11 protein-coding genes are annotated in these 13,216 nt (G+C 56.0%); 10 read left to right on the top strand and 1 reads right to left on the bottom strand.

The genetic code is table 11. The annotated features are described in order from the left end of the window. Positions 1–61: 61 nt before the first annotated feature. From folD to AC3WQH_RS22585, 4 genes are all read left to right on the top strand, one after another. Complete coding sequence (gene folD / locus AC3WQH_RS22600) at positions 62–916, top strand: bifunctional methylenetetrahydrofolate dehydrogenase/methenyltetrahydrofolate cyclohydrolase FolD (protein ID WP_005827289.1); 855 nt, start codon at positions 62–64, stop codon at positions 914–916. 90 nt (positions 917–1,006) lie between these two features. Next, positions 1,007–2,386 (top strand): exodeoxyribonuclease VII large subunit, encoded by a 1,380-nt coding sequence (gene xseA, locus AC3WQH_RS22595; protein WP_005827291.1) that lies wholly within the window; start codon positions 1,007–1,009, stop codon positions 2,384–2,386. Beyond that, positions 2,355–2,606 (top strand): exodeoxyribonuclease VII small subunit, encoded by a 252-nt coding sequence (xseB, locus tag AC3WQH_RS22590; protein WP_005827293.1) that lies wholly within the window; start codon positions 2,355–2,357, stop codon positions 2,604–2,606. The genes xseA and xseB overlap by 32 nt, the downstream gene beginning before the upstream one ends. Before the next feature lie 7 nt (positions 2,607–2,613). Next, positions 2,614–3,507, top strand: a complete 894-nt coding sequence (locus tag AC3WQH_RS22585) for a polyprenyl synthetase family protein (protein WP_005827295.1) — start codon at positions 2,614–2,616, stop codon at positions 3,505–3,507. 55 nt (positions 3,508–3,562) lie between these two features. Here AC3WQH_RS22585 and AC3WQH_RS22580 read toward each other — a convergent pair whose 3' ends face one another. Further along, entirely contained in the window at positions 3,563–5,257 is a 1,695-nt protein-coding gene (locus AC3WQH_RS22580) for a M3 family oligoendopeptidase (RefSeq protein ID WP_492332258.1), read from the bottom strand. Positions 5,258–5,510: 253 nt separating this feature from the next. Here AC3WQH_RS22580 and dxs point away from each other — a divergent pair, with 253 nt between their 5' ends. From dxs to spoIVB, 6 genes are all read left to right on the top strand, one after another. Continuing rightward, a complete protein-coding gene (dxs, locus tag AC3WQH_RS22575) occupies positions 5,511–7,397 on the top strand; it encodes a 1-deoxy-D-xylulose-5-phosphate synthase (protein ID WP_026557065.1) in 1,887 nt (628 codons plus the stop codon). Further along, positions 7,394–8,212: a TlyA family RNA methyltransferase gene (locus tag AC3WQH_RS22570; RefSeq protein WP_005827298.1), complete on the top strand. Its 819-nt coding sequence runs from the start codon at positions 7,394–7,396 to the stop codon at positions 8,210–8,212. Before dxs ends, AC3WQH_RS22570 begins: the two co-directional genes overlap by 4 nt. Before the next feature lie 113 nt (positions 8,213–8,325). After that, positions 8,326–9,183 carry an NAD(+)/NADH kinase gene (locus tag AC3WQH_RS22565; protein WP_005827300.1) on the top strand — a complete coding sequence of 286 codons (858 nt, stop codon included), beginning with the start codon at positions 8,326–8,328 and terminating at the stop codon, positions 9,181–9,183. 5 nt (positions 9,184–9,188) lie between these two features. After that, positions 9,189–9,638: a transcriptional regulator AhrC/ArgR gene (gene ahrC / locus AC3WQH_RS22560; protein WP_005827301.1), complete on the top strand. Its 450-nt coding sequence runs from the start codon at positions 9,189–9,191 to the stop codon at positions 9,636–9,638. A 16-nt stretch (positions 9,639–9,654) separates the two neighbouring features. Beyond that, a complete protein-coding gene (gene recN / locus AC3WQH_RS22555) occupies positions 9,655–11,379 on the top strand; it encodes a DNA repair protein RecN (protein WP_005827302.1) in 1,725 nt (574 codons plus the stop codon). A gap of 163 nt (positions 11,380–11,542) precedes the next feature. After that, positions 11,543–12,877: a SpoIVB peptidase gene (gene spoIVB / locus AC3WQH_RS22550; protein ID WP_005827304.1), complete on the top strand. Its 1,335-nt coding sequence runs from the start codon at positions 11,543–11,545 to the stop codon at positions 12,875–12,877. Positions 12,878–13,216: the final 339 nt, after the last annotated feature.

Here is a 13,216-nt window from a genome sequence, read left to right as displayed (position 1 = left end):
CAGTTGCGAGCGAAATCGGTACACTAATGGTATCGACGTTTAAGAAGGAGGCTTTTTCTCCATGACTGCAACCATTCTCCAAGGAAAAGAAGTGGCAAAAAGCATTCGCGAAGAGCTCGCGATTGAAGTGGCGGAACTGAAAAAACAAGGCATTGTCCCTGGTCTGACTGTTGTGCTTGTGGGTGACGATCCCGCATCGCATTCGTATGTACGCGGAAAATCAAAAGGCTGCGAGGAAGTCGGTATCCACTCCGAGCTGATCCTCAAGGAAGCTTCGACGACAGAGGAAGAACTGCTCGCGATCATCCACGAGTTGAACGAAAATCCGAACGTTCACGGGATTTTGGTTCAGCTTCCTCTGCCGGCGCATATTTCGGAGAAGGCAGTCATTGCAGCGATTCATCCTGAAAAAGACGTGGATGGCTTCCATCCGATCAGCGTAGGCAACATGGTACTCGGCAATGAGACGATGCTGCCGTGCACTCCGCATGGCGTCATCGAGCTGATTAAGCGGACGGGAACAGACATCGCAGGCAAGCACGCTGTCGTCATCGGACGCAGCAACATTGTCGGCAAGCCTGTATCGCTTTTGCTGCAGCAGGAAAACGCTACGGTGACCATGTGTCACTCGCGTACGCAAAACCTGGAAGAACATACGAGAAGGGCAGATATTCTCGTGGTGGCGACAGGCCGCGCGCACATGATCGGCAAGGAGCACGTAAAGCCGGGAGCGGTCGTGATTGACGTCGGGGTAAACCGGATCGAAACCGGGAAGCTGGTCGGAGACGTCAAGTTCGACGAAGTGAAAGAGGTCGCCAGCTTTTTGACTCCGGTACCTGGCGGTGTCGGGCCGATGACGATTACCATGCTGCTGAAAAACACGGTCGTGGCAGCACGCAAGCAAGCGCAACTGTAGAAGAAGCATCGCAAGGAATGGATAGGGCCTGTGCTTTATCCATTTCTTTTTGCATCGGAACAAACAAGGGACTGAAAGGAGGAGGAGTGTATGGCTGCACCCAACATTTTGTCTGTCAGCGATCTCAACCGTTATATCAAGCTCGTGCTGGAAAGAGAGACGAATTTGCAGGACGTCTGGGTGAGGGGGGAAATCTCCAACTTCACGCACCATTCCAGCGGCCATATGTATTTTACCTTGAAGGACAAGACGTCGCGGATCAAAGTCGTGATGTTTGCCAGCTACAACCGCTTCCTGCGCTTTTTGCCCAAGGACGGGACGAAGGCGATTGTGCGCGGCTCGATTTCCGCCTTCGAACGCGATGGCGCCTATCAACTGTATGCAAAAGAGATGCAGCCGGACGGCCTTGGCACGCTCTACTTGGCTTTTGAACAGCTCAAGGAAAAGCTCGCGCAGGAAGGTCTGTTTGCAGCGGAGCGAAAGCGCGTCCTCCCTCGTTTTCCGAAGCGGGTAGGAGTGGTGACCTCTCCGACCGGAGCGGCGATTCGCGATATTTGCACGACGATCCGCAGGCGATACCCGCAGGCGGAGATTGTGTTGTCGCCAGCAGTCGTGCAGGGGACGGACGCTCCGGCTTCGATCGTCTCGGCGATTCGCATTATCAACCAGCAACCCGACATCGACGTGCTGATCGTCGGCCGGGGCGGCGGCTCGATTGAAGAGCTGTGGGCCTTCAACGATGAAAGCGTAGCGCGAGCCATCGCGGCTTCGATGATTCCGGTCATTTCGGCGGTGGGCCATGAGACAGACGTCACGATTGCCGATTTCGTGGCCGATGTCCGTGCGGCGACGCCAACGGCAGCGGCGGAGCTGGCCGTGCCGCACTATCTGGAATGGGTGGAGCGCGTTCGGCAACTGGACATTCGCATGCAAAGGGCGGTGCGCAATCAGTTGGCAGAGGAACGCACCCGCCTGAACCGCCTGAGCAACTCGTATGCGATGCGTCAGCCGCAGCGGCGACTGGAGGAAGCGGCGGAACGGCTGGATCGGACGCATTTGCGGATGCGCCAGGCGATGAAGCATTTGATGGAGCGCAGGCGCGAGCGCTACACGCGGTTGGACGAGCAGATCAAGCGGTATCGGCTGGCGGATCAGGTCGGGGAACGGCGCAAAGCGGTTGCGACGATTCGCGCCCGGCTGGACGAGCGGATGCTGGCGCGGCTCAACCAAAAGCGGATGGCTTTTGCCTCGCGCATCGCGACGCTGGAGGCGCTCAGTCCGCTCGCGGTCATGAAGCGCGGTTTTTCGCTTGTGTACACGGGTGACAAGCTGGTAAAATCCGTGGAACAATTTGCTCCTGGCGACGAGATCGTGGTACGATTAAGTGATGGCAGTGCTACTGCACGAGTGGAACAGTTGAATCGGGAGGAGATTCGCAATGGCTCGCAAGAAAACGGACCAAGAGACTGACATGCAGTTCGAAGAAGCGATGAAGCGGCTGGAGGAAGTCGTCGGGAAGCTCGAAGAAGGAGACATCCCGCTGGAGGAAGCGATTACGCTGTACCAGGAAGGGGTCACTCTCTCGCGGATTTGCGGACAGAAGCTCGATGCAATTGAAGCCAAGATCATTCAGTTGGTAGAAGAAGACGGGCAACTGAAGCAGAAGGCTTTTCGCGTGGAAGGGGAATAAAGACACCGTGGATACATTCCAACAATATTTGGCGGAAAAAACGTCCTACATTGAGCAGCATCTCTTGCCTGCCCTGGAGCAGCAAGGAGTCCCGACCCAGTTGTACGAATCCATGAAGTATTCGCTCATGGCAGGCGGAAAAAGGCTGCGCCCGATGCTGGTCCTCGCTGTGCTCGAAGCGCTGGACAAGCCGATGGAGCGCGGAGTCCCGTTCGCGGTTGCCCTGGAAATGATCCATACATACTCGCTGATTCACGACGACCTGCCCGCAATGGACGACGACGATTTGCGCCGCGGCAAGCCGGCGAATCACAAAGTGTTCGGGGAGGCGACGGCGATTCTCGCGGGAGACGCGCTTCTGACGCGGGCGTTTGCCTATATCGCAGAGGCGTACCAGGAGCGCTCCGATGTGGCGCCAATCACGACTGTCAAGCTGATTGCCGAGCTGGGCAAACGAGCGGGTGCGACAGGCATGGTCGGCGGACAGATGGCGGATATCGAGGGAGAGGGCAAGCAGCTTGATCTGGAGCAACTGGAGTTCATCCATCGCCACAAGACAGGGGATTTGCTGGTGGCAGCCTTGCGCGGCGGCGGCTATCTGGCGGAAGCGAGCGAAGCGCAGATGGACGCTTTGACCCGCTACGGCGTCTGCATCGGACTGGCTTTTCAAATCCAGGACGACATCCTCAATGTAGAAGGGGACGCCGCGGAGCTGGGGAAAGCCGTTGGCAGCGACGCGGACCGGGAAAAGGTGACTTATCCGTCGTTGCTCGGGCTGGCTGAGTCCAAGGAAAGGCTCACCGCTTTGATTGCCGAAGCAAAGGCGGCTCTCGCGGATGCCGGAATCGAGCATTCCGCATTAAGCCCGCTGGCAGATTACGTGCAAAACCGGAACAAGTAATATAAAAGCTGGCATCTGCATGGGGATGCCAGCTTTTTTACGTATAGGCCGGTGTTTACAAGCGCTTGTCGTCCACGCTGTTCAGCCACGCCTCGATGTCGCCGATGACCGACTGGATGCAGCCATCTTCAAACGGCGAGTACAGCTTCGCGACTTTGACCAGCTCCGTAAACGACTTGCTGCCGCCCTCCCGGCAGAGAGTCAGGTAGTCTGCCCACGCCTGCTCGGGATTTTCCTGAGCCCGCTTCCAGAACTGGAAGGCGCAAATTTGCGCCAGCGTGTAGTCGATGTAGTAGAACGGATCGCGGAAAATGTGCGATTGCTGCTGCCAGAAGCCGCCTTCCTCCAAAAACTCGTTCTCGTCGTAATTGCGGTACGGGAGGTATTTACGCTCGATCTCGCGCCAGGTGCGCTTCCGCTCGGCCGGGGTCATTTCCGGCTGTTCGTAGACTGCATGCTGGAACTCGTCGACGGCGACGCCGTAAGGGATGAACAGCAGCGAGCTGCTCAGATGCGAGAACTTGTACTTGTCCGTATCTTCCTCGAAGAACAACTCCATCCACGGCCAGGTCAAAAACTCCATGCTCATCGAATGGATCTCGCACGCTTCATACGTCGGGAAGTGGTACTCCGGCACTTCAAAGCCGCGGCTGACGTACACCTGGAAGGCGTGTCCCGCCTCGTGGGTCAAAACGTCGATATCGCCTGAGGTGCCGTTGAAGTTGGCGAAGATGTAAGGCAGCTTGTACTTGCTCATATAGGTGCAGTAGCCGCCTGTCGCTTTGCCTTTTTTGCTCAGCAAATCGAGACATTCGTTTTCGAGCATGAAGCGGAAAAACTCGTCGGTTTCCGGAGAAAGCTGCGCGTACATTTTTCTGCCGTTTTCCACGATCCAGTCCGGAGAGCCTTTTGGCGTCGGATTACCCGTAGCGAAATCGAAAGCCAAATCGTAATACTTCATAGTATCTACGCCGATCCGCTCGCGTTGGCGCTCGACCAGCTTGGTGGCGACCGGAACAATCTGTTCCTCGACCTGACGGCGGAAGCGGGCGACCATATCCGCGTCGTAATCGGTGCGGTTCAGCCGGGCATAGGCCAGCTCCACGAAGCTGTTGAAGCCGAGCTTTTTCGCAATGCGGGTCCGCACCTTGACCAGACTGTCGTAGATGCTGTCCAGCTTCTCGGTGTGCTGGCGGAGAAAATCGTACTTGGCTTCGTTCGCCTTTTTGCGCATTTTTCTGTCCGTCGAAGTCTGGAAGGGGAGCAGTTGCGGAAGCGTGCGCTCTTCGCCTTCGAACATGATTTTCGCGGAAGCCATCAGAGCGATGTACTGGCTGGCCAAACGGTTTTCCTCCTGCAAATCGGCGACGACCTCCGGGGAAAAGGTGGTAAGCGTCGTTTCGGCAATGCGGAAAAGCTGGGCTCCCCATTTTTGCTCAAGCTGGGAGCGGTAGGGAGAGTGGACGATGGCGGCGTAGTAGCGGGAGACGATGCCCTGATACACCGGACCCGCTTCGTCCCAGTAGTCCTGCTCTTCTTTGTAAAAGGGGTCCTCCGTATTGATCGTGTGGCGGATTTGCGCCACTTCTCGCGCGGATTCCACCTCTTGCCGAAGCTCGTTCAGCTTACCCATCACCTGGTCTTGCTCTTCGAAGCTTGCGGCCTGCTGAAACGCTTTCAACAAGCTTGTGAAACGTTCCTCGACATCTGTCATATCAACGCGTGTGTACGGTATTTGCGAGAACTTCACGGGGTCCACCTCTTTTTTCTCGAATGGATTGATCCATTTTATTTTACCAGAAGTTAGCAGCCGTTGCGCACAAGATTGCGAGTGTGGATCAAAAGTGGTGTTTTTATGAAGAAACCGTTATAATGAATCAAGTTGAAATTAAGCGGAGTATAGGCTCCAGGCCACAACGAAGAAGCCTAGTTTTCCATGTGGTGGATTGAATTGCAGCATGCACAATCGCCGGAGAACGAACAGTGGAAAGTGAGGAATACCAATGCTGCTTACTACCATAAATGATCCTCAAGACCTGAAAAAGTGCAATTCGCAGCAGCTTCATACGCTGGCATCCGAAATCAGGCAGTTTCTCGTCGAGACGCTCTCAAAGACGGGGGGACACCTCGCGCCGAATTTGGGCGTTGTCGAGCTGACGCTGGCTTTGCACTACGTGTTTAACAGCCCCAAGGACAAGCTGATTTGGGATGTCGGGCACCAGGCATACGTACATAAAATGCTGACAGGACGCCGGGATATGTTCCCTACGTTGCGCCAGTACAAAGGGTTGTGCGGCTTCCCCAAGATGAACGAGAGCCCGCATGACGTCTGGGAGACCGGGCACAGCAGCACATCCTTGTCCGCTGCGATGGGGATGGCGACCGCCCGCGATCTGAAAAAAGAAAAAAACCACGTCGTGGCGATCATCGGAGACGGGGCGCTGACGGGCGGCATGGCGCTGGAAGCGTTGAACCATATCGGGCACGAGCGCAAAAACGTCATCGTCGTGTTGAATGACAACGAGATGTCCATCGCGCCAAACGTGGGCGCTTTGCATAACTACCTGGGCAAAATCCGCTCCACGGAAAACTACCAGTGGGCCAAGGACGAGGTCGAAGGGCTGCTCAAATCCATCCCGGCCGTAGGCGGCAAGCTGGCCTCAATCGCCGAGCGCTTCAAGGACAGCATGAAGTATTTGCTCGTATCCGGCGTTCTATTCGAGGAACTGGGCTTCACCTACATCGGGCCGATTGACGGCCACAACATGGAGCTGTTGGTCGATACGCTGAAAACGGCCAAGCAGACAAAAGGCCCGGTACTGATTCACGCGATTACGAAAAAAGGCAAAGGCTACGCTCCGGCAGAGGCGGATTCCGTGAAATGGCACGGAATCGGCACGTACAAAATCGAGTCCGGGGATACGCCGAAGTCGGCACCGACCTACACGTCCGTCTTTGCGGAAACGATGATCGAGCTGGCTGCGGAAGACAAGTCGCTCGTGGCAGTGACCCCAGCCATGCCGGCAGGCTCCGGCCTGATTCCGTTTGGACAAAAATACCCGGACCGCCTGTTTGACGTCGGGATTGCCGAGCAGCACGCTTGTACCTTTGCGGCTGGCCTTGCGACACAAGGTTTGAAGCCGGTGCTTGCGATTTACTCGACGTTTTTGCAGCGGGCGTACGACCAGTTGATTCACGATGTAGCGAGACAAAAGCTGAACGTCGTGTTTGCGGTCGACCGGGCAGGACTGGTCGGGGCGGACGGGGAAACCCATCAGGGCATGTACGATATCGCGTTCATGCGCATCATTCCGAACATGGTCATCATGGCGCCAAAGGACGAAAACGAGCTGCGCCACATGATGAAAACGGCGTTGGCCTACAACGAAGGGCCGATCTCCTACCGCTACCCGCGCCTGCCAGCGCGCGGCGTGCCGCTGGATCGGGAGCTGCAAGTGTTGCCGATCGGCAAGGCGGAGATCGTCCGCGAAGGAAAGCAAGTGGCGATCCTCTCGTTTGGCCATGTATTTGAACTGGCGGAGCAGGCAGTCAACCAGTTGAATGCGGAAGGAATCAGACCGATGCTCGTCAATGCCCGCTTCTGCAAGCCGCTCGATGAGGAGCTGTTGTTCAGGCTGGCGAAGGAAGGCTACGACATCGTCACCGTCGAGGAAGGCTGTGAAATGGGCGGATTCGGCAGCGCCGTCATCGAATGTTACAACCGCGCGGGCTACCACGGCGTGAACGTGCAGGTCGTTGCCGTTCCGGATTATTTTGTCGAGCATGGCAGCGTAAAAGAACAGCGTCAAGAGGTCGAGCTGACCGTGGAGAACATCGCTTCCCGGGTACGCGCCTTGATGCCGATATCGAAGGGTGTACTGGAAGCATGAGTGTGAGAAAAGAACGAGTCGACGTATTGCTCGTCGAACGGGGACATTTTGAAACCCGGGAAAAAGCGAAAGCAGCCGTCATGGCTGGGCTGGTTCAGGTGGCGGGAGAGCGCTGCGACAAGCCAGGCACCAAATTTGCCGAGGACGTCGCGATTACGGTCAAAGGCGAGGTCCATCCGTACGTCAGCCGCGGCGGGCTGAAGCTGGAAAAGGCGCTGAAAGTGTTTGGCATCGACTTGCACGACAAAGTCATGATGGACATCGGAGCCTCGACAGGCGGATTCACCGACTGCGCCCTGCAAAACGGCGCCCGCCTCGTCTACGCGATTGACGTCGGCTACGGACAGCTCGCGTGGAGTCTGCGCCAGGATGAGCGAGTCGTCGTCATGGAGCGGACCAACTTCCGCCACATGGACCCGGAAGCCTTCGAACAGGAGCGTCCGGACGCCGCTTCCATTGATGTTTCCTTTATCTCGCTGCGCTTGATCTTGCCCGTCCTGTACCGCTTTTTAAAAGAAGGCGGAGACGTAGTGGCCTTGGTCAAGCCGCAGTTTGAGGCAGGCAAGGACAAGGTCGGAAAAAACGGGATTGTGCGGGAGCCGGAAATACACGAAGCGGTGTTGACGGACATCGGGCAATTCGCCAGCGGCCTTGGATTTGCGCTGAAAGGATTGGACTTTTCGCCGATTACGGGCGGCGAGGGCAATATTGAATTTGTCATGCATGTGGCAAAAAGCGAAGGCGGCATGGACGCCGAAGCGTGGCTGAAGCTCGTCGGCGAGGTTGTCGCGCAGGCCCATGCCAAATTGAAATAGGGACAAAAAACAAAAGCCTCGGGAGTTTTGTTGCAATCGAGGCTTTTTATTTATGCATGAAAAGTTGTATACTTGTATAAGGATTTCCAACCAACCAGTTTGGGGTGGACCATGTGAAAAAGATAGGAATCATTGCAAACAAAGGAAAGCCCGAGGCACGGATCGTGGCGCGGGAGCTCGTCTATCTGTTGGAGGTACGGGGAGCGCACGTATTTTTGGACGAAACGATCGCATCGGATTTGGGGCGCGCCGAGCTGGGTGCTTCCATCGAGCAAATCGGCAGCCACGCTGACCTGGTCTGTGTGCTCGGCGGCGACGGAACGCTGCTCAGCATCGCCCGCAAGCTCGCCGGACGATCGATCCCCATTTTCGGGATCAATCTGGGCACGCTGGGCTTTTTGTCAGAAGCGGAGCCGGAGCACCTGCCTCACGCCGTAGATAATCTGCTTTCAGGCAAGTACAATATCGAAGAGCGCGCCATGCTGGAAGCGTCATTAGTCCGCAAAGGCAGCACGCTGGGTACATATACCGCCATGAATGACATCGGGATCGCCAAAGGCTCTTTTTGCCGGATCATTCAATGCGCTGTCTACTCGGATGACGAATACGTAGCTACGTTCAGCGGAGATGGGGTCATCGTATCGAGTCCGACCGGATCTACCGCCTACTCGCTGTCTGCGGGCGGACCGATTGTGGCCCCGAATGTGGACATGCTATTACTGACTCCGGTGGCGCCCCATTCGCTGACGGCGCGGCCGATGGTGTTGTCGGGCAATCAGACGATTCGCGTAGAGGTCGATGCCATCCACCAGGAGATGGGGCTGTCCATCGACGGCCAGTTCGGTTACCGGCTGGAGGGCGGCGATCAAATCTACATCAAAAAGTCTCCGTGCGTCACTCCGCTCATCAAGTGGAAAAAGGGCAGCTTTTTTGAAGCAATTCGCACGAAACTACAAGGGGAATGGGAGTAATCCATATGAACAAGGGGCAACGACATATCCGTATTCGGGATATCATCAGCAACCAAGAGGTGGAAACTCAGGATGAACTGGTGGAGCGACTGCGCGCTGCAGGGTTCAATGTTACGCAGGCGACAGTATCCCGAGACATCAAGGAATTGCATCTGGTGAAGGTGCCACTCCCTGATGGGCGATATAAATATTCCATGCCTGCTGAACAAAAATTCAATCCGCTGCAAAAGCTCAAACGGATGTTGGTCGACTCGTTTGTCAGCATCGACCAGGCCGATCACTTCATCGTGCTGAAAACACTTTCCGGCCATGCCAACGCCGTAGCGGAGCTGATTGACAACCTGCCTTGGGAAGAGATCATGGGCACGATCAGCGGGGACAACACGATCCTGATTATTTGCCGTTCCAAGGAAAATACAGCGGAAGTCACCAAGCGCTTTATGGAAATGCTGTAGAAGGTGGGCGCAACAGATGCTAGTGGAACTCTCTATCCGTAATTTTGCCATCATTAAATCGGTCACTGTCTCTTTTCAGCGCGGGCTGAATATCCTCACAGGAGAGACGGGGGCCGGAAAATCCATCATTATCGACGCGCTCGGGCTGCTTCTGGGCGGTCGCGCCTCCGCAGATTTTGTCCGCTATGGCGAACAGCGCGCAGAGGTGGAAGGGCTGTTTGAACTGCCGCCTGGCCATCCGGCGCTCGCGGTGTGTGCCAACGTCGGCGTACAAGTCGAGCAAGATGGCATGCTCGTCGTCCGCCGCGACATTTCCAACCAGGGCAAAAGCATCATTCGCCTGAACGGGCAGATGGTGACGCTTGCCATGCTGCGCGAGCTGGGACCGTGGCTGGTCACGGTGCACGGACAGCACGACACGCACATGCTGATGCAGGCGGACAAGCATATCAACTGGCTCGACGCCTACGGCGAGGCCGCGCTCGGAGCGGCGAAAGAGGAGTACGGCAAGCTGTACGCCGCGTACCGGAAAACGAAGCAGGACCTCGAACGGATGGCCCGCAACGAGCGCGAGCTGGTGCAGCGCATTGACCTTTTGCAATACCAGTTGGACGAGATCGAAGCGGCTGCGCTTTCGCCGGGCGAGGACGAAAAGCTGATGCAGCAGCGCAAAAAGTGGATGAACATTGAGAAGGTTTACGCGACCGTCCAGGATGCGTACCGCTCGCTGCACGGCGATCAAAAAGGCATGGACTGGCTCGGACATGCGATGAGCGAGCTGGAGCGCGGGGTGCTGTACGAGGAGCAGTTGGCTCCGATTCTCGAGACGGTGCAGACGGCGTACTACCAGATTGAAGACGTCGTGCACAAGCTGCGCCAGCTCTCCTACCACCTCGACTTTGAGCCGGAGCAGCTCGCGGAAGTAGAGCGCAGGCTCGATCAGATCCAGTCCTTGAAGCGCAAGTACGGAAAAAGCGTGGACGACATTTTGGAGTACGCGGCAACGATTTCCGACGAGCTGGACGAGATGCACCATTACGAGGATCGGCTGCAACAGGTGGAAAAGCGGCTGCAAGAGCTGGCAGCAGACTTGGCCGTAGAGGCGCTGGAGCTGTCCGTCATTCGCCAGGAGTGTGCGACGAAGCTCGCCCGCGAGATCGAGCAGCAGCTAAAAGAGCTGCACATGGAACGGGCGCGCTTCGCCATTGACGTGCGCCAGACCCCTGACGAGGAAGGGGTAGAAATCGAAGGGATCAAGCGGCACGTCGACGCGAACGGCATGGACCAGATCGAGTTTTTGATCTCCCCGAACCCGGGCGAGCCATTGCGCCCGCTGGCCAAGATCGCTTCCGGCGGGGAGCTGTCGCGGGTGATGCTGGCGATCAAAACGATTCTCGCCGGAACCGATCAGGTGGAGACGCTGATTTTTGACGAGGTCGACACAGGGGTAAGCGGAAGAGCGGCGCAGGCGATTGCCGAAAAGCTGGCCCGTGTCGCCCAGAAGCGGCAAGTATTGTGCATTACGCACTTGCCTCAAGTAGCATCCATGGCCGATGCGCATTTTCTCATTAAAAAGGAAATGAGCGAGCACGAGACGAAAACGGTCGTGACGAGGCTCTCGGAGGAGGAGCGGGTGACCGAGCTTGCCCGCATGCTCAGCGGGGCGGAAGTAACGGCGAAAACAGAAGAACACGCGCGCGAGATGATTGTCCTCGGCCGCGAAAGAAAGGCTGTCAACTGATCCGGGTTGGCAGTCTTTTTTTGACGCAAAAAAGTTTGCAAAGACGCTGGCAGGTGAGGGATTTTCCTGACATAATCCGCTTGGCTGGGGGCAACATTAAAAGTACACAAGGTGGAGGTGTCTCTTTGTAGGTGTAGGTAGGGAACGGTAGGAGTGATTGCTGGTGATCCGACAAAACAAAAGAAAATGGATGGGAAGTCTCCTTCTCCTCATCACGGCGCTTGTCGTGAGTTCCACCCCGTTTCGCGATCTGTCCTCCTTTCCCCGTGAATTGCGTTTGATGGAAGGGTCCCTTGAGCAGCTCCGGGTCTCCGTGCCGGTGATGGGCACGCTAATCAATAGCAATCCTGACATTTTGCACGTCAACGGGACAGAAGCGCGCGAAGTATCCGTTGATTTGAGCCAGCCGATGTCGGTAGAACCGCGCAGGGCTGGAGAAGCCGAATTGCAGGTAAAATGGCGAAACATTCCGCTGACGGCTGTAAAAGTAAATGTGCTGCCGGACCTGCGGTTGTACCCTGGTGGGCAATCGATCGGGGTCAAGCTGCAAACGGCGGGTGTTCTCGTTGTCGGTCATCACCTCGTGGACAATGGCAAAAGCAAGGCTTCCCCTGGCGAGCAGGCAGGCATTCACGTTGGTGACATGATTGTCAAAATGAATGATCTGTACATCAATGACATGAACGAAGTAAAGAAGCTGATTAACGAAGCCGGGAAAAAGAATAGCCCGGTGCAGTTGCTCGTCGTGCGCGGGAAAGAAAAGCTGAATCTGACGCTCCATCCCGCCAAGGACCAAAAAGACGGGGAATACCGGATGGGACTGTACATTCGCGACTCAGCGGCTGGCGTGGGCACTTTGACCTTTTACGATCCCAATTCCAAGGCGTACGGCGCGCTGGGACACGTCATTTCCGATGTCGATACGGGCCAAGCCATCGTGGTAGGGGATGGCCAGATCGTCCAGGCGAGCGTGACGTCGATCGAAAAAGGACAGAGCGGCAATCCGGGAGAAAAATTCGCCCGCTTTTACAACGAAAGCGAAGTGCTGGGGAACATCACCAAAAACACGCCGTTTGGCATCTTCGGCAAAATGAAAGACGAGCCAAAGCGCAGCTATTACCGTGAGCCGCTCCCTGTAGCGCTCGCCGAGCAGGTCGTGGAAGGTCCTGCGAAAATCCTCACCGTCGTCGAAGGACAGAAGGTGGAGGAGTTCGATATCGAGATCGCCAACGTCATCAAGCAGCATTTTCCCGCAACAAAGGGCATGATAATCAAGGTGACGGACAAACGTCTTTTGGAAAAGACAGGCGGCATCGTACAAGGAATGAGCGGTAGCCCGATCATTCAAAACGGCAAGATTGTAGGCGCCGTCACGCATGTCTTTGTCAACGACCCGACATCGGGCTATGGCTGCTACATTGAATGGATGCTGCAGGATGCAGGCGTGCAGGTGCGCAACGCCCCGCAGTCGAATGCCAAAGCCGAACAGGCTGCCTGAATACGAAGAGACGAGCCGTCACGCAAACGAAGCGAGGCGGCTTTTTTCCATGGCACCATGCGCGCAAGACCGTAAGCTTCAAACCGTCGCCATAAGCATAACCTTCCACTGGAACGACGTCGGCTTGCATGGTAAAGTCATGGAGGCTTATGACGAATAGATGAAAAATGAGGGGATTCTTTGTCGAAATATCAGTAAAATCATTCAATCTTTCGTCATTGGCAGGAATGAATATGGCTTTGTCGAATTATTTTTCTCAGAGGAGCCTTTTGCATAAATCTAAACCCTTGAGCAACAAGGTTTTCTGAGCATAAAAAAAGGACTTCACCCCGACCTGGA

Source organism: Brevibacillus sp. FW301-21C12A (assembly GCF_058788915.1).
Note: the sequence above shows the minus strand (reverse complement) of the source record. Positions and strands in the feature narration are given on the sequence as shown.

Coding starts and splice junctions, on each gene's coding strand:
- folD (WP_005827289.1), top strand. CDS start 62: ATGACTGCAACCATTCTCCAAGGAAAAGAAGTGGCAAAAAGCATTCGC.
- xseA (WP_005827291.1), top strand. CDS start 1,007: ATGGCTGCACCCAACATTTTGTCTGTCAGCGATCTCAACCGTTATATC.
- xseB (WP_005827293.1), top strand. CDS start 2,355: ATGGCTCGCAAGAAAACGGACCAAGAGACTGACATGCAGTTCGAAGAA.
- dxs (WP_026557065.1), top strand. CDS start 5,511: ATGCTGCTTACTACCATAAATGATCCTCAAGACCTGAAAAAGTGCAAT.
- AC3WQH_RS22570 (WP_005827298.1), top strand. CDS start 7,394: ATGAGTGTGAGAAAAGAACGAGTCGACGTATTGCTCGTCGAACGGGGA.
- ahrC (WP_005827301.1), top strand. CDS start 9,189: ATGAACAAGGGGCAACGACATATCCGTATTCGGGATATCATCAGCAAC.
- recN (WP_005827302.1), top strand. CDS start 9,655: ATGCTAGTGGAACTCTCTATCCGTAATTTTGCCATCATTAAATCGGTC.